The organism is Marivirga harenae (assembly GCF_030534335.1).
GTDB classification, from domain to species: Bacteria; Bacteroidota; Bacteroidia; order Cytophagales; family Cyclobacteriaceae; genus Marivirga; species Marivirga harenae.
On sequence record NZ_CP130565.1, the window covers coordinates 1344430 to 1362914 of the forward strand.

General features: G+C 35.5%; 15 protein-coding genes. 9 read left to right on the top strand and 6 right to left on the bottom strand.

The window, feature by feature from the left end:
• Position 1: 1 nt before the first annotated feature.
• Positions 2-691, top strand: a complete 690-nt coding sequence (gene recO, locus Q3Y49_RS05725) for a DNA repair protein RecO (protein ID WP_303271328.1) — start codon at positions 2-4, stop codon at positions 689-691.
• A 95-nt stretch (positions 692-786) separates the two neighbouring features.
• On the opposite strand, the gene Q3Y49_RS05730 is transcribed toward recO, so the two are convergent.
• Positions 787-1431, bottom strand: coding sequence for an SDR family oxidoreductase (locus Q3Y49_RS05730; protein WP_303271329.1), 645 nt, complete (start codon positions 1429-1431; stop codon positions 787-789).
• A 155-nt stretch (positions 1432-1586) separates the two neighbouring features.
• On the opposite strand from Q3Y49_RS05730, the gene Q3Y49_RS05735 reads away from it, so the two are divergent.
• Positions 1587-2189 carry a hypothetical protein gene (locus Q3Y49_RS05735; RefSeq protein ID WP_303271330.1) on the top strand — a complete coding sequence of 201 codons (603 nt, stop codon included), beginning with the start codon at positions 1587-1589 and terminating at the stop codon, positions 2187-2189.
• Positions 2190-2231: 42 nt separating this feature from the next.
• Here the strand turns inward: Q3Y49_RS05735 and Q3Y49_RS05740 are convergent, their stop codons facing one another.
• A complete protein-coding gene (locus Q3Y49_RS05740; RefSeq protein ID WP_303271331.1) occupies positions 2232-3125 on the bottom strand; it encodes a UbiA family prenyltransferase in 894 nt (297 codons plus the stop codon).
• 197 nt (positions 3126-3322) lie between these two features.
• Here Q3Y49_RS05740 and Q3Y49_RS05745 point away from each other — a divergent pair, with 197 nt between their 5' ends.
• The 3 genes from Q3Y49_RS05745 (at position 3323) to Q3Y49_RS05755 (ending at position 6383) form a co-directional block, all read left to right on the top strand.
• Complete coding sequence (locus tag Q3Y49_RS05745; RefSeq protein ID WP_303271332.1) at positions 3323-4411, top strand: type III polyketide synthase; 1089 nt, start codon at positions 3323-3325, stop codon at positions 4409-4411.
• Positions 4408-5109 carry a methyltransferase domain-containing protein gene (locus tag Q3Y49_RS05750; RefSeq protein WP_303271333.1) on the top strand — a complete coding sequence of 234 codons (702 nt, stop codon included), beginning with the start codon at positions 4408-4410 and terminating at the stop codon, positions 5107-5109. Before Q3Y49_RS05745 ends, Q3Y49_RS05750 begins: the two co-directional genes overlap by 4 nt.
• 131 nt (positions 5110-5240) lie before the next feature.
• A complete protein-coding gene (locus Q3Y49_RS05755) occupies positions 5241-6383 on the top strand; it encodes an acyl-CoA dehydrogenase family protein (protein WP_303271334.1) in 1143 nt (380 codons plus the stop codon).
• An 81-nt stretch (positions 6384-6464) separates the two neighbouring features.
• On the opposite strand, the gene Q3Y49_RS05760 is transcribed toward Q3Y49_RS05755, so the two are convergent.
• The 3 genes from Q3Y49_RS05760 to Q3Y49_RS05770 form a co-directional block, all read right to left on the bottom strand.
• A complete protein-coding gene (locus Q3Y49_RS05760; RefSeq protein WP_303271335.1) occupies positions 6465-7235 on the bottom strand; it encodes a hypothetical protein in 771 nt (256 codons plus the stop codon).
• Positions 7236-7475: 240 nt separating this feature from the next.
• The gene (locus Q3Y49_RS05765; RefSeq protein WP_303271336.1) at positions 7476-10346 is read right to left on the bottom strand and encodes an ATP-binding cassette domain-containing protein; all 2871 of its coding nucleotides are present in this window, start codon (positions 10344-10346) and stop codon (positions 7476-7478) included.
• 114 nt (positions 10347-10460) lie between these two features.
• On the bottom strand, positions 10461-11342 hold the full coding sequence (locus Q3Y49_RS05770; RefSeq protein WP_303271337.1) for a hypothetical protein: 882 nt from the start codon (positions 11340-11342) through the stop codon (positions 10461-10463).
• Between the two features lie 474 nt (positions 11343-11816).
• On the opposite strand from Q3Y49_RS05770, the gene Q3Y49_RS05775 reads away from it, so the two are divergent.
• The 4 genes from Q3Y49_RS05775 to Q3Y49_RS05790 all read left to right on the top strand — a co-directional run bounded on the left by Q3Y49_RS05775 (position 11817) and on the right by Q3Y49_RS05790 (position 16542).
• Positions 11817-12530: a pirin family protein gene (locus Q3Y49_RS05775; RefSeq protein ID WP_303271338.1), complete on the top strand. Its 714-nt coding sequence runs from the start codon at positions 11817-11819 to the stop codon at positions 12528-12530.
• Positions 12531-12631: 101 nt separating this feature from the next.
• Positions 12632-13195 carry a putative outer membrane beta-barrel protein gene (locus tag Q3Y49_RS05780; RefSeq protein WP_303271339.1) on the top strand — a complete coding sequence of 188 codons (564 nt, stop codon included), beginning with the start codon at positions 12632-12634 and terminating at the stop codon, positions 13193-13195.
• A gap of 3 nt (positions 13196-13198) precedes the next feature.
• The gene (locus tag Q3Y49_RS05785; RefSeq protein ID WP_303271340.1) at positions 13199-14128 is read left to right on the top strand and encodes a DUF4249 domain-containing protein; all 930 of its coding nucleotides are present in this window, start codon (positions 13199-13201) and stop codon (positions 14126-14128) included.
• Complete coding sequence (locus Q3Y49_RS05790) at positions 14125-16542, top strand: TonB-dependent receptor (protein ID WP_303271341.1); 2418 nt, start codon at positions 14125-14127, stop codon at positions 16540-16542. Before Q3Y49_RS05785 ends, Q3Y49_RS05790 begins: the two co-directional genes overlap by 4 nt.
• A gap of 206 nt (positions 16543-16748) precedes the next feature.
• On the opposite strand, the gene Q3Y49_RS05795 is transcribed toward Q3Y49_RS05790, so the two are convergent.
• Complete coding sequence (locus Q3Y49_RS05795; protein ID WP_303271342.1) at positions 16749-18461, bottom strand: capsule assembly Wzi family protein; 1713 nt, start codon at positions 18459-18461, stop codon at positions 16749-16751.
• Positions 18462-18485 lie beyond the last annotated feature (24 nt).

Here is an 18485-nt window from a genome sequence, read left to right on the forward strand (position 1 = left end):
CATGCTTCACAAAACCAAAGGCATAGTATTAGGGCATGTAAAATACGGGGAAAGCTCCTTGATCATCCAGATCTACACCGAAAAATTTGGGATTCAATCGTATATCGAAAATGGGGTACGAAAAGCTAAAGCCAAACATAAAATGGCGATTTTCCAGCCTTTGACATTATTGGACTTAGTGGTTTACAAAAAATCAAATAGTAGGATTAACCGTATGTCGGAAATAAAAGTGAACCCACCCTACCGGACAATACCTTATGAAATTATAAAATCCTCAATCGGTTTATTCTTGGCGGAATTTCTGAATCATATTTTGCGAGGAGAGGAAGATGAAAACCCGATGATGTTTGGATTTATACATGATAGTTTCACATATTTTGACCAGAAAGAGGAAAGCTATGTGAATTTTCACTTACAGTTTTTAGCGCAGCTGTCTTCATATTTGGGGTTCAAACCTTCTGGAGCTGTGGAGATAATGGATGAACTTTCTCAATATCATCAAATTAAATTACGACCAGATGAAATGCTCAAACTGGAAGAACTTTTAGATAATGACCTAACTTATGATTTAAAAGTTACAGCAGAACAAAGACAACAATTACTAAACGTGTTGATTCAGTTCTATCAAATTCACAGTCATTCGTTCAAGGAAATTAAATCTCTTCGAGTTTTACATGAGGTATTGAGTTAAAGGGAGCTATACAAAGTTTGATTTATGAAGAGCTATTGAATAGAAAGTAAAAACTTTTCCAAAGCTTGTTACTTTGGAAAAGTCATAATCAAAGTTTAGATTTTTTCGATTGCTTCCTCAATACGGTACGGTCCAGAAAGTAATTCTAAGGATTTTCTGTAGGTTTCTTCAGCTTCTAGGGACTTAACCACTACATCTGCAACATCCCATCTTGGTATTGAGCCTCCTCTTTCGTCCGTTCTTTCACCATAATCTACTTTGCCTTTGGGTTCGTCATCAGTTAACATGCCTGGTTTAAGAATTGTGTAATTCAAACCGGTCTGTTGTAAATAGTCATCAGCTGCTGACTTTGCATGGTAATAGGCTCCCATGTTTTCTGGCCATTCTGATGGACTAAAATCGGCACCAAAAGCACTTACCATCATAAAGCGATCAAATTTATGCTGTACAGCTAAATCAATTGCTTTAATAGCACCTTGCTGATCAATCGCTTTTGTTTTATCATCCCCAGTGTGTCCACCACTTCCTGCCGTGAAAACAATGGCATTATTTCCTTCATAGGCATGACTGAAGTCTTCCTCCAAGTCACCTAAAACCGTCTTGATTCCTTTTTTCTCAAATTGCTCTCTTTGAGATTCTTTTCTTACCATGGCTATGGCATCGTGAGGTGAGTTGCTATGAATTTTATTAACTATTTTCTGGCCAATTTTTCCGTTGGCTCCTATTACTAATATGTTCATATAATAATGTTTTTAGATTTTTAGTATGTTAAGTTATACGGATTTAGCACCATAGGTTTAGAAATTTTCATAGTCGATTTATTTTTATGTACTAATTTCTTAATTTTAAAGTTCACAGGATGAACTTATACTTAAACTATTAACTCTATTTAAAAATGAAGAAAGCATTAGGCATTATCGCTATTTTAGTTTTTACCTTTACTCAATTAAAATCACAGGATAAGCCAAATTCATTAAACAAAGGAGAGCAAGTAAGCGTTTCTGATCATTTGATAAAAATTGAAACCGGGTTGCCGTCACTTGTAGGCCTATCATATGAGAAGAAATTAAATCAGAATATTTCTTTATATAATAGCATAAGTCTGCTTGGTGCTTTTGGAGGAGGTTCATTCTCTCGAACTTTCTACGGAGTGGATAATTATTATCTTTTAACACCCCAAATAAAAATGCAACCTCGATTGTATCATAATCTGGGAATGAGAGCTATAAAAGGTAAAAATGTAAATTTTAATGCGGCAAATTACTTAGGACTTTCGGCCAGCTTTTATCATACCTCTTTTTTTCTAACTAATGCACAAGCATTTCCACAAGGGCCGGCAGTGTTGGATGTACAGTTAGCATATGGAATACAAAGGATATTCTTTAAAAAATTTAATATTGATTTAGCATTTGAACCTGGTCTTGAGTTCACTCAAGGCGAAATCGGAGCTTTTATAGGGCTTAATTTACAATTAGGGGTTGTGGTGTTTTCGAATTAAGGTACTTAATATTCATTTTATTTGAGTTTATAATTTTTCAAATCACAAATTCAACTGCCCTATATGACTTATCTGCAAAAAGAAATATACAAAGAAAGCATTCAAGCAAAGAGCAGAAATTAAATTTAAACCCATAGTCCAACCAAAATTTGCATATTTTTCATTTCTATGAACCAAAGCAAACCAGATTAGAAAATAGATGACTGTAGGCGCCATAAAAAGCAAAAAGGCAATACCCATTTTTTCATTATGGTAATTCAAAAAGTAATATTCAAATCCCAGAGTAGCTAGAAGAAAAGTAACCAAGGTAAACAGAAAGGTTCCTTTAATGCCCAATACTATGGAAAGCGTATTGTCGCCCCTCTTCCCATCTTCTTTATGTTGGTAAATTTGAGTCATGGGATAGGAGCCCCATAAAAAAGCAGAAGTTAATAAGCCAGGTAATATCACTTTCCATTTCAAGGCAATTTCCCATCCAAAATCATTGATACCGACATATGACATATAAAAAGTAAAAACGCCTTGAAAAAAACCAGCCACTAACCATCCTACCCAAGGATACTTCTTTAGACGGATTCCGGGGTGACTGTATGCCTTTGAAGCCAAACCATAGACAAAAACCAATAACGCAAATTCCATGCTGATGAGCCAAGCCAAGGCAATTCCTATAAAATCGAAAATCAAACTTGTATAATATAAGCCAATAGAAACAGGAGGAGGCTTTTTCATTAAGCCTATACTATCTTCGTCTTTGTCGAAATAAGAATTATAGGCATTACTGGCGGGGTAAATGAAAAAATGCAAAATCACAAAAGTTAGAATAATTCTATCTTCTCCTAAATTTGGACTTATTCCTAAAGCAAAAATGTAAACAGGCAATAGAAAGAAGGAAAAAGGAATCCTTAGATGCTGAAGGATATGAATAGCTTTTTTCATACGTACTTAAATGTTTTTTAATAGCCAGCCTTTCTCAAAAATTCGAGAGAAGCCTTGGAGTTGTTAATGTTTATCAATCCACAGGAACATGAAATCTTGTTTCTGTTTTTCAAATTAGGTTGACATGTTTTTGTTTATGACTATTTCATAAACAAAATCGAAAATTTTTGCTTAATATAGTCATTCAAGAATAATATATGCCATACATTAACCTGATTTCTCCTGCCAATCCGCAGATTAGTATTTCCCAAAATGATATAGCCGGCTTTATGCAAAAAGCTATGCATTTGAATGAGGAAAACAGCCGTAAGTTACGGGCCATTTTTAGAATGTCAGGTATTGAAAAGAGACATACAGTTATTCCTGACTATCAATTTGCAGATGATAGAGATTGGAAATTTTATCCGCAATTGAATAATGGAAAATTACTGCCGAGCACAGCTGATCGTATGAAATTATTTGAGCAGCATGCGTTGCCGTTAGCTCAAAAAAGTCTTGAAAGCGTTTTTCAGCAATATGATCCCAAAGATTTCACACATTTAGTAACAGTCAGTTGCACCGGCATGTTTGCTCCGGGTTTGGATATCCAATTGATTAAGAAATCAGGATTGAATTCAGGTATTGAACGAACGTCTATACAGTTCATGGGCTGTTTTGCTGCGTTTAATGCCCTCAAGACCGCCCATCACATCTGTCGCTCCGAACAGAATGCTAAAGTTTTGATCGTTTGTGTGGAGTTGTGCACCATTCATTTTCAATCTGATTTTTCAGAAGACAATTTATTAGCCAATACACTTTTTGGAGATGGGGCTTCAGCAGTGGTAGTCAGTAATGAAAAAACCGAGCAAGCATTGCAAATGAAAGCTTTTAAAAGCGTTGTGGAAGGCGATTCAGAAAAAGAGATGGCTTGGAATATTGGAAACTTAGGTTTTGAAATGAAATTAAGCAGTTATGTCCCGGAGGTAATTGCCCAAAATATTGCTAGATTAGGTGTGGAATTGATGGAAAAATTGCAACTAACTCTAAAGGATATTAATCAGTTTGCTATTCATCCAGGTGGAAAGAGGATTTTGGAAGCAGTGGAAAAAGGCCTAGAGCTACCCAAGGAAATTAATGAATCTGCTTATAAGGTTTTGAAGGAGTTTGGCAATATGTCTTCTCCGACAGTACTCTTTGTTTTGCAGGAAATGTGGAATAAAATTCAACCTAGAGATAAAGTGTTAAGCTTTGCCTTTGGCCCAGGCCTAACGATGGAAAGTATGCTATTGGAGCGTGTAGAAAAATGACAAAAGTTGATTTATCCTATCGGTCGGAAGAAGTAGAAATCATGGATGACTTATCCGATGATAGCCCTGCCCTTTATCGGGCGCTTAAAGAATTGGATATTATCAATCATTGGCTGGGCGGAAATGCTATTACCTTAAGTGCAGTAAAAGAGACGCTCAGAAAACATCCCGATAGAGAATGGCAAATAGCGGATTTAGGTTGTGGAAGCGGAGAGATATTATTGAAAATAGCCAAATGGTGCCGAACTCAGAATATTAAAATTCGACTGCATGGGTTTGATGCCAATCCTAATGTGGTTGCTTATGCCCAAAAGCATTGCGAAGGCTATCCTGAAATCGCATTTCATGCGGAAAACATTTTTTTAGAAGACTTTAAAAACAGAAAGTTTGATGTGATTTGCTGTACACTTTTTCTTCACCATTTTCCTCAAAAAGAATTGGTCAATCTCTTAATACAGTTTCAAGCACAATCAGAGAAAGTGATTATCAATGATTTGCATCGCCACTCTTTCGCCTATTATTCCATTAAATGGATTACCCATTTTTTTAGCAAATCGACTATGGTGCAAAATGATGCTTGTCTTTCAGTGTGGAGAGCATTTTCAAAAAAGGATTGGAAGGATATTTTGAAATTAGCAGGAATCAAAAATTACGAATTGGGTTGGAGATGGGCCTTTAGATGGAGGCTTATTTATTAATTCTAGTTTTCCTTTATCCACATAATTTGCCATTAAACCCAACCTTTTCCCCCTAACGAATGTTAGTTGGGTAGTTAAGCTATTTTAAGCTATATTTGCACTTATTTCAGGAAACGACTAACACAATATTTATGGATTTTGGATTGAATGAAAACCAGGAAATGATTGCGCAAATGGTGCGTGATTTTGGAGCTAAAGAAATTACCCCGCATCGTGACCAATGGGATGAAGAACAACATTTCCCTGTTGATGTGATGAAAAAATTAGGAGGCCTAGGCTTAATGGGTGTTCTCGTTCCTCAAGAATACGGTGGCGCAGGTTTTGGTTATGAAGAATACGTAACAGCCATTATGGAATTAGCTAAAGTAGACCCTTCAATAGGACTTTCTATGGCGGCACATAATTCTCTTTGTACAGGTCATATCATGCAGTTTGCGAATGATGAGCAGAAGAAGCGGTGGTTGCCAAAACTGGCTACTGCCGAGTGGATTGGTGCTTGGGGCTTAACAGAGCCGAACACCGGTTCTGATGCCGGGAATATGAAAACTACTGCTGTGCAAGACGGAGATTATTGGGTAATCAATGGTGCTAAAAACTGGATAACCCATGGTATTTCCGGTGATGTTGCCGTGGTAATCGTGAGAACAGGGAAAACGGGAGATTCACACGGTATGACTGCTTTTGTTGTAGAAAGAGGCACGGAAGGATTTAAAGGTGGTAGAAAAGAGAATAAATTAGGAATGCGACTTTCGGAAACAGCAGAAATGATTTTTGAAGATTGCCGTGTACATAAAGATAATATCTTAGGAGAAGTTGGACAGGGCTTTATTCAAGCGATGAAAGTACTGGACGGAGGAAGAATTTCCATTGCTGCACTTTCCTTAGGAATAGCAGAAGGCGCCTATGAAGCGGCTTTGGCTTATAGCAAAGAAAGACATCAATTTAATCAGCCGATTTCAAGCTTTCAAGGAATAGCATTCAAATTAGCAGACATGGCAACGGAATTAGAAGGCGCGAAATTATTGACCTTCCAAGCGGCAGATTTGAAAAATAAAGGGAAAAGCGTTAATAAAGAATCTGCGATGGCTAAATATTACGCTTCAGAAGTAGCGGTAAGAAACTCAGTTGAGGCAGTTCAAATTTTTGGTGGCTATGGTTACACTAAAGATTACCCAGTAGAAAAATACTACAGAGATTCTAAGCTTTGTACTATTGGAGAGGGTACTTCTGAGATTCAAAAACTAGTAATTAGCAGAGCTATTTTGAAAGGATAATTGTCCTTACAATCTGATCACAAATAAAAACCCACAACGGAATTCTGTTGTGGGTTTTTTGATGTTCTTCATTTCAAGTTATCAGAATTTCTTAAAAACCTCATCCTCCCATTCTTGAGCAACTCTAATATTTCCTAAAGTCCTTTCTCCCCTACCTGAAGACAATTGAATTTCTCCATATTTTTGATAGCCTGTCCACTCATTGCTAAAACTTGCAGCACTATCAGCAGCGTTCCTATAAAAATCCCACTGTAGAATTAAATGGCTCTGTGGATCGATATAGGCTTTATATTTGTTTTGAGGAGTAAAACCAACGTCTTCAAAAGTTAAGCTAATGACTTCGGCATCTTTCCCACTTAAGGTACTGTCCTTACCATGATATTTTAATTGAACGCCTGGGTCCTTAAACTTGAATGGAAAAACCAACCAATAGGAATCATTGACCCAGATCTGCTTTCCTCTTTCTATATACTTCTCCAAAGAATCACTTTTGGTGAGTTCTCTGTCACCAATTTTTACGCGACCAGTATCTTCATTAATATTGATTAGATAAGTAGATTGTTGTCCTGGAAAATCTATTCTTACATTTCCGGTATATTTATCCCATATTAAATCTCTAGCGCCTAAGAAATTCCAAGCAATGTAGCGGGTGTTATCCCAATTTTCTTGCCCCCCATGAACTTTTAGAACCTTATCGGCTAGCTCAACAGCTTTAGCGTCAGAATGTTCAGGCTTGAAAACAGGGGCTTCCCGAGTTTCTGGTTGCTGATTCTCATTTTGTTCATCGGATTTTTCCTTTGACTGACAAGCAAAACAGAGTATTAATGCGGAAATGAATATGATATTTTTCATGAGTATTTATTCTGTCAATATTAGAAATTCGTTTTGACCTATTTAAAATTGCTTCAAGATATTTGAAAAATTCTTACAGTTTCAATCTATAATCAAAGTATTTGTTTAAAAGAGCTTCTTAAAAGTGACTATTTTTCTTAGGACATCATAATAAAGTGTTAAGTAAAGTATAATGCTCATCAGCCATATAATTGCCAAATTAAATTGCAGCGTATTAAAAATATATCCTGCAAAATATTTTTAGCCAGCGTAGAATTGCGTTCTGAAATCCAAAGCATGATCTGGCTGAGGATCCATGTAAACGGGATAGATTTTTTGAATTAATTTACCATCATATTCAATTATCCTATCAGGGTCATTAGTATTTTTAACTAAGTTGGCAACCGTCTTATTGTAGTAATTATCTCGAAGGTATTCAAAACGAGCTTTTCGTTCAGGATTGGAAGTGAGCATATAGATTGCTTTTTCTTTTTTAGCGTTGGCCTCATTGAAGAAATTATTATAAAACCTACTTAAGGTATTTAAAAAGCCCTGCGTTTTTTCAGCTGTCCATTTGTCAAATTTGTCCACTGACAATTTATGATAGGCATCAAACTTGTCCTTTCCTACAATTTCCAGTTCCAAACCGATTTCCCTTTTTAAGATTTCAATTGCTTCACTAAATTCTTGTGAGCTATTATCATCTAAATTCTGACTCAGAAAGTTTAGTTTAGATTTTAATCTTGGGATGTAATATACTGTTTTATATTCCGATTGAGCCATTTGTTGGTCAAGCTCAAAAAATGGCGCTGCATACTCATTTGATTTGAATTGAGCAACCATGGAGGCTTCAAAAGCCCATCTGGAAGCCATTAATTCACCAACCAATGGAACTTTATCAGGAGTTGTAATTTGTGGGTTCAGGTTGTCAAATTTTACTACAACCCCACTTAAAATCAATTGAGGAATTAATAAAATGGGAATTAGAATATAAATGGTGATGGCGGAATTAAAAGCTGAAGAAATATTTAGCCCTAGCATATTAGCAAAGCAGGCTGTTGAAAATAAGATCGCCCAATACGTAAGGCTCATGCCGTCAATCTCAAGAATTAAATCGCCTATTATGACATAAGTAAAAGTTTGAATTGCTGAAAATAAAAATAGAATTCCAATTTTAGAAAAGAGATAACTACTCCTGCTCAAATGCAGAAAGGACTCTCTTTTCAATATTTTCCTGTCTTTAATGATTTCCTCGGCACTCACAGTAAGCCCCATAAAAAGTGCAACAATAATACTCATGAAGAAGAAGGCTGGAATATTAAGATTGTCGACAAAAAGATACTGATTGTTTTCATTTTCTGGGTAGAAGCGAATAATATATGCAAGCAATATAGCTAGAATGGGAGCTTCCAATAAATTGATTAGTAGGTACTGACGGTTGGCAAGCTTTGACTTAAAGTCTCTTTTAAAAAAAAGACTTATTTGTTTAAGCCAACTAGGAATTTGTAATTCAGGTTTGGGTAAAGGATCAGGATCCTTCATTTTGGGAATTAATAATTGCTTTTCAAATAAGCTAAACCATTTTTTAGGGCTTATTTTTCTTTCATCCGTGGCTTTTCCATATTCATTCACCACTTTGGTTTCAATTATATTGAAGATTTGCTCTGGATTTACATTTCCACACTCAATGCAAGCGGCTTGATCTTTATCTATCGTATCAATTTGATTTTTGAAATACAGTACCGCTTCCACTGGATTTCCATAATAAATTTGGAAGCCCCCGACATCCAGAATCACTAATTTATCAAACATCCTAAATATATCCGATGATGGTTGATGTATAACCACAAAAACCATTTTTCCCTTTAAGCTCAACTCTTTGAGAAGGTCCATAATGTTTTCTGAATCTCTGGAAGAGAGGCCTGAAGTGGGTTCATCTACAAAAAGTACTGATGGCTCTCTTAGAAGTTCCAAACCAATATTTAATCTTTTTCTTTGTCCGCCACTTATGGTTTTGTCAAGTGGAGAGCCCACTTTTAGATGTTTTGTTTCTGATAATCCTAAGGAAGCTAAAGTTCTCGAAACCAAGTCTTCTATTTCTCCGGATGTTTTGTCATCAAAACATAGCTTAGCCGCATAAAAAAGATTTGCATAAACAGTTAGTTCCTCAATCAGTAAATCATCTTGGGGAACATAACCAATGGTTCCCTTGATTGCAATAGGGTTATCATGAATATTTATGCCATTGATTTCTACTTTTCCTTTGGAAGGTCTTTCGTTTCCATTTAAAACATTGAGCAAAGTGGATTTTCCGGAACCTGAGGCACCCATTAGGCCTATTAATCTTCCCGTTTCTTCAGCGATATTTACCTTATTTAAGCCAATATGGCCATTTGGAAAAGTAAAGCTGATATCTTCAGCTAAGAAAGAAATATTGGGAGTGTTATCGTCAGTTTTATAATGACTTGCAACATCACTATAAAATACGGTTTGAGATTTTTCACCCTTAATAGTGCTTCCTGAAGGAAACAGGGTGATGGTATTTTTTCTAAGCGGAATGCCGTTCATGTTCAATTGAGCATTGCCAATGTACTTCACAAAATACATTTCTGTACCAGATAATTTTAAAACTGATAGGAAGCCATCTAAGTGATTTTCCTGTATATAATAAGTTGATTCCGGCACTTTAGCATCATCTTCTGCAACAATTAGGAATTTGTCGGATTCAAAATCCTCGATGTTTTTTGCCAGCGCAAAAGATTGAATATAGGCAATGATTTCAAGTGGGAGTTTAGTTTTTTCGGCTACCCGGTCTAAAATCTGAGTCTCTTCTTCGGCTATTTCCCCATCTGCTAAAATAAGTTCTATGAGTTGCAAAGCGAGAATGATTTTTTGAGGATAAGTGAATTCCTCATTTATTTTATGGCATATTTTATCAATTTTTTCGTTACTGTCACTGAATGAAGCCTCAGTAAATTCATCAAACATTTTCAGATGACGTTCTGCGGATTCTTCAGATAGATTTTCTGATAAGAAACTTCTTACGTTATTCCGTTCATCTTCTGTTACAGTACCTTTTTTTGCAACTATTGCGAATAATTCCAATAAGGCTCTTAATAAATTTTCACTCATGGCTTAGTTTGAAATACAGTGGGGATTGACTTGGTTTTTTTGCAGAAAAAAAGGGCAGAGACTGCAATTCAACATGCTCTCGTACCCTCTTTAGTATTTATGTCTATTTTAATTTCATCCGGTTACATCATCTCTGATTTTACCCATTTGATTTGTTATGTTGTCTAAAGTTTCATCTTCCAACAATTCAGAACCTTTCCCCTCATCCATCAATTGCTGTACATTTAGTTTTTTGTATTCTTCTTTCAATACTTTTAGATCAGCAACAAGTGTTTTAATATATTCGTCCTGCTCAACACTTTCCAATAGCTCGATCAAATCAATTAGTGGTTCTTCCTGCTTAATGATGACATCAACTAATGGGATTAAAATTAATTTTCGTGCATTGTCAGGTAAATCTTTAGGATAATTTTCAACTAATGCCGTAGCAATGTATAAACCTTCAATAAAAGAGCCGGCTAGCAATAGTGCAGCAACTTTTGGTCGATCTGTTTTTCTTAAGTGATCATCAGCATTATTAATGGCCTCATTTACTATCATGGCCAATGAGTCTGTATTGGATAAATTGCTTTCAAATCTTTCTACCGTTTTAGGATCGAATGAACCCGATAAGGATAATTGATCTGCTAAAGGTCTAATTTCAGTGATATAGTTTAGTGCTTTTTGTGATTTTTCATATGCACTCAAATAGGCTATATCAGTGGAGTAAACGCCTAAGTTTACAGCAGCCTCATTATTGTTACTGCTATAGTTACTTACATTTTTGACATTATGGATCAGACTCTCATCAAGGCTTGCTCCTGTCTCCATTAATAAAAATGGAATCTCCGAAGGTGCAGGCATTTCTTTTACTACACCAGAGATTTTCTCTTTTACTTCTTCTTGAGCTTTTTCAAAAGCTTCAGAATTACTTTCTTCTTTATCTTTCTTTTCGGGGCTACATGCTACAATAGCCAATAAGGCTACAATTACAATTGATTTTAAGTACATCTTCATTGTTTATGGTTTTTTTCTAAGTCATTAATTTATAAAATAATTTTAATAAATAATATTGTTTTGGCAAGTGGATTTTGAAAAAGTGATATTTGGTCTCTTTTTATTAATGTTGGATGTTAATAATACTGGTATCGATGCAAAAAATTTAAAGCTCTCGAAGCCCTCTTTTTACTGGCCGATTTACTAAAGTACCCATTGATCACTTGTTTTTAGTCTTGAGGAGATCTTTCATTTTTATATTGAGGATGTTAGTTCCGATATATTGTAATTGTGGTTTTATTTTCCTTCACAAAGGTGCTCATTGCGACTTCTTTTAAATAATTGGTATAGTTTCAAAATCATGAAAAGTAAGATTATACTATAAGTGCATTTGCCAATCTAAAATTCATGATAAATAAAAAATTATTTTCATCAATAATGACACAAGTTTTTGTGTAGCCCGTAATTACATGTATATACATACAATTTAAAATTATGGAAAAAATAATATATAAAGCAGAATCAAGAGGCCATGCTAATCATGGCTGGTTAGATACTCATCATACCTTTAGTTTTGCATCTTACTACAATCCTGATCGAATTCATTTTGGCGCATTGAGAGTTTTAAACGATGATAAGATTACGAGTGGAACAGGTTTTCCAAAACATCCACATGATAATATGGAAATAATCTCTATTCCTTTAAACGGAGATTTGGCGCATGAGGACAGTATGGGAACCCAATCGACTATTAAGCAGGGAGATGTACAGGTGATGTCAGCAGGAACAGGAGTGACGCATTCAGAATTTAATCCTAACAATGATATTGGTACTGAATTTTTACAAATCTGGGTGTTTCCTAATAAGAAAAATGTAGAGCCAAGATATGGTCAAGTAAGCTATCCGATGGAAGAAAGAAAAAATAATTTTCAAATGGTTGTTTCGCCTAATGTAGAGGAGGTAGACACTTGGATTCAGCAAGACGCTTGGTTTCATTTAGCTGATTTTGAGGAAGGCTTTGAGAAGAAATATGAGATGAAGAAAAAAGGTAATGGCCTTTTTCTATTCTTATTAGAAGGTGAAGTAGAAATCGAGGACGAAAAGCTAAAAAAGAGAGACGGCATTGGCTTAATAAATTTGGAAGAAGTAACGATTAAAGCCAATGCAGATGCAGAAATGTTGCTGATGGAAGTTCCACTGGAATGGTAAAAATATAAAATCATGTCGGAAGACCATTTTCGATATGATTTTTTTCTATTTCCTACAATTTCCTACAATAAATCATATAGCTTTGAGGTTTATTTTATATAATGAACCAAAAGCTCTATTCAACCTTAATAGTTATTGCCTTTCTTGCCCTTTGCGTTAACAATTCCTTGGCTCAAAATGGATTGGAAGGAAGAACTAATATTAAAGCTTCACATAGTTATTTTAACTATGTAGGATTTCAAAAAATACATTATTTTCAAATAGAATATAATAGAGGAATTACTAAATTTCTTGAAGTAGGCTCTTATTTATCTACCCACTCAGATTATTACCTTGTCACAAGAATCAACCCTTTCAATAATGAACCATATACCGCAGGCCTAGAAAATAGAGCATTTCATTATGGTTTTCAAACCAATATCCACCCTTTACAAATTTTGCTCTCTGAGGGACATCGTTTTCGGTTAGATTTATATATCAATGCAAAGTTAGGCGGTAGATATTCTCCGGTTCCTAATGATGCATTACGCCAAAGAGAAAACTTTTTTGAGTATGACATTGGAGCTGGCTTAGCTTACCATCTTTATAAACACTGGGGTGTTTATGTGGAATATAATTACAGATCTCCCGCTAATTTTAGATATGGCTTAAGTATAAAGTTTTAAATTATGAGAAATATATTATTAAGTGTCTTTCTGATTTTAATAATTGGAATTTCAAGCTGCACCAAATTATTGGAAGATGATTTCGCGGAATTTAATGATCACTGGGTCATTAATAATATCATGATTGCAGGGGACAGCATAGAAGTAGAAATAACCAAAACCACTTCCGTAAATGGTGAGGGAAATCCGCCAGTTGAAGATGCATTGATTCAACTGATGGTTGAAAATGAAACTTTTGAGTTGAGTTATGATGAAAACTCAGCCACCTATAAATTAAATCAACAGATTGAAACAGCTAAAGAGTATAACTTTGAGTTATTTGATGCTTCAGGAGTACTCAAAACAAGTTTCAATCAAATGATACCCCCACCTCAACCCATTTTAAGTATAGAACATATTGATGTGGCGGGTGTGGATGATGAAGGAGTGACTCACCCAGCTATTAAGATAGAAGTTCCTAATAATGCCGCAAAGAACTATTTTTATGTTAATATTCGACTTTTGGAAAAAAAATATGACTTTGAAATTGAAGAGATTGACGACAATAGATTTGAAATCTTCAAAATTGAAGACCCCATTTTATTGAATGAAGGAGTTCCGTTTCCGTTATTCACTAATGAATTAATGACCGGAAATAGTCAAGAGGTTTTTATGAATTATCAGGCTGGTGAAACTAATGTAAACGGTGTATGGGTTGGAGAAAATTACCCCTTAGTGGTTGAATTATGGACACTTAATGAAGCATATTATGAATTCATGAAGCAAAATTATCAATATGAAAATAGTCGATACCCCATTATAGGTTCAGGAAACCAAACCGCTATTTCCAATTTTGATAATATTGATGGGGCTTATGGGATTAATGCAGGCTATTCTTATATAAAAACAGACACTATCTATCCTTCCGGAACCGAAAATTATTTCAACCAATGATTAGGATTACGACCTTTTGCTTGAGTTTATTTGTGTTATTCAGTTTTGAGCATGCTTTCTCTCAAGAAGTAAATGTTTCAGGATATGTGAGGGATGCAACTGGCAAAGAGAAATTAATTGGTGCGCATATTATCAATGTCAAAACAAAAAAAGGAGTCATTACCGACCATAATGGCTATTTTGCCTTAAATGCAAAGCTTAATGACTCTCTTAGAATTTCTTATGCAGGCTACAAAAGCCCAGTACTTGAAGTTAATGAAAACAGCCAGAGTATATTCGTTGATCTTCAAATGGATGGGAATTTAAAAGAAGTCAAAGTAATGGGAGTTAGAGATGTTTTCCAGCCCATGACCCAGCTTAAATCAAAGGACTTTACCAATATTCCCACTATAGGTGCAGCTCCAGATGTCTTAAAAGCAGTGCAATTATTTCCTGGAATTACTGCCCAGAATGAAGGAAGTAGTCAGTTGATTGTTCGTGGCGGAAGTCCAGGTGAAAACTTATACATGATCGACAATATACCGCTGATTTATGTTAATCATTTAGGAGGTTTCTATTCTGTTTTCAATCCTGACATGATTAATTCAATGGAAATTTACAAAGATGGTTTTCCTGCTCGATATGGAGGAAAATTATCTTCTATCATCAGTCTTTCTCAATATGAAGGAAATGCTGAAGAATTTAAAGGGAATTTCAGTATCGGTCCTATGGCAACAAGCTTAATGGTGGAAGGACCAGCGCTCAATAAAAAAGCAACTTATATGCTGAGTGCAAGAAAAACAATGATTGACGGATTGATGGCATTAGGAACAACACTTTCTGAGGGCAATGATTTTACTTTTGCCTATGGCTTTCATGATTTCAATGGAAAATTCACTTATAATTTAAATGATAAGCATACCTTATCAGCTAATTTTTATCAAGGCGATGACTATTTAAATTTATGGGCTGAATCTGCTTCCACTATTCCCAATACAGTAGGTAAAAGTCGGCTACAAACTGTTTGGGGGAATTGGTTGGGTGCATTGCAATGGAAATATAAACCCAATGCACGATTAGTAGGCGAAAACAGCTTGTCAGTAGTTCGTTATCGACTCAAAAACAACAGTTTTTATTTTGAAGATGAAGATAATAAAGAACCGACTTTTGATAATCGCTTCCAGTCTTCTTTGATGGATAACCGCTTGCAATCAGACTGGAAATATTTTAATAGTAATTCCTTAACCACGCATTTTGGCGCACAAGTTTCTTATAAAACCCATCAACCCAACAATACTAATGCACAGAATATACTTACAGAAAATCAAATAATTCCCGTTTTAGAAGGGGCACTTTATTTTGACGAACACATAGATTTCTGGGAAAATAGTTCATTAAAAGTTGGAGGAAGATTCAACTATTATCAAAATGATAGGTATTCAGATTTTGATTTTGTCCAGCGAGGGCAGTTAGCAGTTGGCATTAGCTCTAACCAATGGTTATTAGCTCGATTTACCGCTGCAAACCAATACGCACATTTGCTTTACACAACCGGAGACATTGGCGCAAATGAGATTTGGATTCCAGCCGATGAAGAGGCACCAGCTTCCAGATCTACTCAATATTCTTTAGGCTATAAAGCAAATTTCCAGCAAAGTAATTGGCAAATGGAGAGCGCTATTTACTATAAAGAGTTGAATAAGCTGACTACTTACAAAGAAGGAGTAGCAGCCGTATTAGGTGATTCCAATTGGAAAAACAAAATCACAAGTGGAGGAAAAGGTGAAAGCATGGGTTGGGAAACGATGCTAAAAAAGTCAAAAGGAAGATGGACAGGTTTTGCTTCTTATACTTTATCTAAAACAGAATATCAGTTTCCTGAAATTAATAATGGCAATGCTTATGTTTTTGAATATGACAGACCTCATATATTCAATGTAAACCTGAGTACAAAAATGAATGATAAATGGGATTTTTCTGCTAATTGGACTTATCAAACAGGTCTTCCTTTTACTCCGGCGGTTGGGCTTCGTAATTCTCCGGACCCATTTAATCCGGAGATTGAAAGAGAGACCTTAATTTATGGAGAAAGAAATTCCGGCAGAATGCGGGATTTCCACCGTTTAGATTTAGGCTTTAACTATCATAAATTAACTAAAAGAGGCAACAGAGCTACTTGGACTTTCTCAATTTACAATGCTTATAGTCGTCAAAACCCATATTTTAATTATTACCATGTTGATGGGAATACGGATTTTAGTTTGGGACAATTGGACTATTCAGATGAGCCTTTAAAATTATATCAAAGAAGCTTTTTCCCTTTCCTACCCTCTTTCTCCTATAAAGTATATTTTGATAAAGGGATTTTTAAAAGAAGTAGCAAAGAAGAAAGAGCCAATAGACCAAAAAGCAATGTTTGGTATCATAAAGAATAGTATAATTGTTGTAAAATAGAAAAGGGCAGCAATGCTACCCTTTTCGCCTACAACCATAAAACTATGAACGGTAACCAGCCATCCACAGAAAGATTTCAATTTCAACCAAAACCTTCTAAATCAAAGACAACCAAAAACGCAAAAGGGTTGGAAAGTTGGAATTATTAAGTAAAATAGAACCTTATGTTTTTACGGGCTTTGACGCTTTAAAACAGATTTTCACGCTTGGGGATATTCCATCGTAAATCTATTCCATAAAATCTATTCTCACTGCTATTATTGCCAAACTCACTTTGCTGATTTCTTATACTGTAATTCAAATCAAGAAATAGATTATGATACGGCATTACACTTAATGTCATTTTAATAAACTTTAAATTATTGCTTTCCCCTTGTCCTATAGTATGCCCAAACTGCCATCTGCGTCCGGTATCAGGATTGATATGGCTGTATCGAGCATTATTGGCCTTAAAAATATCTCCTCCGAAATGGTTGTTTTCCGTTGTGTCCGTGCCAAATTCTGCCAGAACTGCTTTGGCCTGGAAATGTATTCTTGGGGTAATTTGATAGCGTAATGTTGCTACCCATTCTTCGAAATTGGCTCCTAAAGGATGGGCTAAAGATTGTTTATAGTTTGCATAATTTGTGAAATTGGAATCATGAGCATACATAAAAGGGCGAGCTACATTATATTCAGCTTGTAAGTCCAAATTAGGGATTTCGAAAGCGTTGAAATACTTCATCCCGGTTTGAACCGCCCATTTATTGGCCCACCAGCCCCCTTGTCTCAAATTTTCGATCAAGAACTCATCTAATACTAACTGTCCATAAAGGCTAAATCGCTTCAAGAATAAAGCTCTGAAATCCATACCAACTAAGGCATTTCCCGAACTACCATCTTGCTGTTCTAAGGCACGATAGAAGATGATAGGATTAAAATACATGGGATCAATTGGATTTTGTGCAACCGAGGAGTCTCCAGACATGATAGCCTCGAAGATACCAATATTGATATTGTCGGTAATGTTATAACTTAAATGATGAAGCGACATAAACTTTCGGGGATACTTGTTTTGAGTACCCGATAATTGATTGCCTCGCAGCACAACATCTGCTGTTTGTAGTCCGAAGAGATTGGTGTAATTCAATTTCCAAATGTTGGTTTCAGCTTTTAAGAATAAATAGCTTGGGGAAAAATCACTTAAAATAAGTGAACGCTCCCCATTGCCTATAAAAAAGCGGTCATGACCAAATTGTAAGTTAATGTTTTTGGTTGCTTGAAAGGAAATATAGCCACGTGCTGTGAAAAAATCGACCCCTTCATTATTATCACCATAGGGTTTCCAAAAACCCTCGTTCGGAACCGCGCTAAAATCGCTAATGTAGTCATTAACATAAGTGGGAAAAACCACTTGATTTTCACCTACAAAAGTGTAAAAGCCTAACTTATTATTAATTAAACCCCTAACTTCTAGCCCTCTGGTGTTGGTAAAAAGTCTATTATCGCTTAGGCTTTCTTGGCCCAAAGAAAGACCAAGAACAGGGTTGACATGTAAATCAAATTCATTTTCATGCACATTTAAAAAATCGGGTTTTGTCTTGTAAATATATCCAAGAAGGCCTTTTTCATTTTTATAGTCTGCACTATCGACCCATTCCCAACTGTCATTTTTCAAATAATTGTAGTTGAACTTATCTTTCCGGTTTAAATTATTGGTATTTAAGCCATCTAAAAATTGGGCAATTTCTTTTCTGTTAAAAGGCTTCATGGAAGCATGGAAGCTTTCTGAAAATGTTCCGTTTCTTACTTCCAGTCTTTCTATTAGGTGATAATAGTCACGATTTAACGGAGCATTGACGGCTTGAGAGAAAGCATTGAAAACAGATAAAGAAAAACAAAAAACAAATAGGAATCTCATAGTGAACAAATTAGCGCCTGCAAG

What these genes read in the sequence shown, in the direction of transcription:
- recO (WP_303271328.1), top strand. Translation starts at nt 2, where the DNA reads ATGCTTCACAAAACCAAAGGCATAGTATTAGGGCATGTAAAATACGGG.
- Q3Y49_RS05730 (WP_303271329.1), bottom strand. Translation starts at nt 1,431, where the DNA reads ATGAACATATTAGTAATAGGAGCCAACGGAAAAATTGGCCAGAAAATA.
- Q3Y49_RS05735 (WP_303271330.1), top strand. Translation starts at nt 1,587, where the DNA reads ATGAAGAAAGCATTAGGCATTATCGCTATTTTAGTTTTTACCTTTACT.
- Q3Y49_RS05740 (WP_303271331.1), bottom strand. Translation starts at nt 3,125, where the DNA reads ATGAAAAAAGCTATTCATATCCTTCAGCATCTAAGGATTCCTTTTTCC.
- Q3Y49_RS05745 (WP_303271332.1), top strand. Translation starts at nt 3,323, where the DNA reads ATGCCATACATTAACCTGATTTCTCCTGCCAATCCGCAGATTAGTATT.
- Q3Y49_RS05750 (WP_303271333.1), top strand. Translation starts at nt 4,408, where the DNA reads ATGACAAAAGTTGATTTATCCTATCGGTCGGAAGAAGTAGAAATCATG.
- Q3Y49_RS05755 (WP_303271334.1), top strand. Translation starts at nt 5,241, where the DNA reads ATGGATTTTGGATTGAATGAAAACCAGGAAATGATTGCGCAAATGGTG.
- Q3Y49_RS05760 (WP_303271335.1), bottom strand. Translation starts at nt 7,235, where the DNA reads ATGAAAAATATCATATTCATTTCCGCATTAATACTCTGTTTTGCTTGT.
- Q3Y49_RS05765 (WP_303271336.1), bottom strand. Translation starts at nt 10,346, where the DNA reads ATGAGTGAAAATTTATTAAGAGCCTTATTGGAATTATTCGCAATAGTT.
- Q3Y49_RS05770 (WP_303271337.1), bottom strand. Translation starts at nt 11,342, where the DNA reads ATGAAGATGTACTTAAAATCAATTGTAATTGTAGCCTTATTGGCTATT.
- Q3Y49_RS05775 (WP_303271338.1), top strand. Translation starts at nt 11,817, where the DNA reads ATGGAAAAAATAATATATAAAGCAGAATCAAGAGGCCATGCTAATCAT.
- Q3Y49_RS05780 (WP_303271339.1), top strand. Translation starts at nt 12,632, where the DNA reads ATGAACCAAAAGCTCTATTCAACCTTAATAGTTATTGCCTTTCTTGCC.
- Q3Y49_RS05785 (WP_303271340.1), top strand. Translation starts at nt 13,199, where the DNA reads ATGAGAAATATATTATTAAGTGTCTTTCTGATTTTAATAATTGGAATT.
- Q3Y49_RS05790 (WP_303271341.1), top strand. Translation starts at nt 14,125, where the DNA reads ATGATTAGGATTACGACCTTTTGCTTGAGTTTATTTGTGTTATTCAGT.
- Q3Y49_RS05795 (WP_303271342.1), bottom strand. Translation starts at nt 18,461, where the DNA reads ATGAGATTCCTATTTGTTTTTTGTTTTTCTTTATCTGTTTTCAATGCT.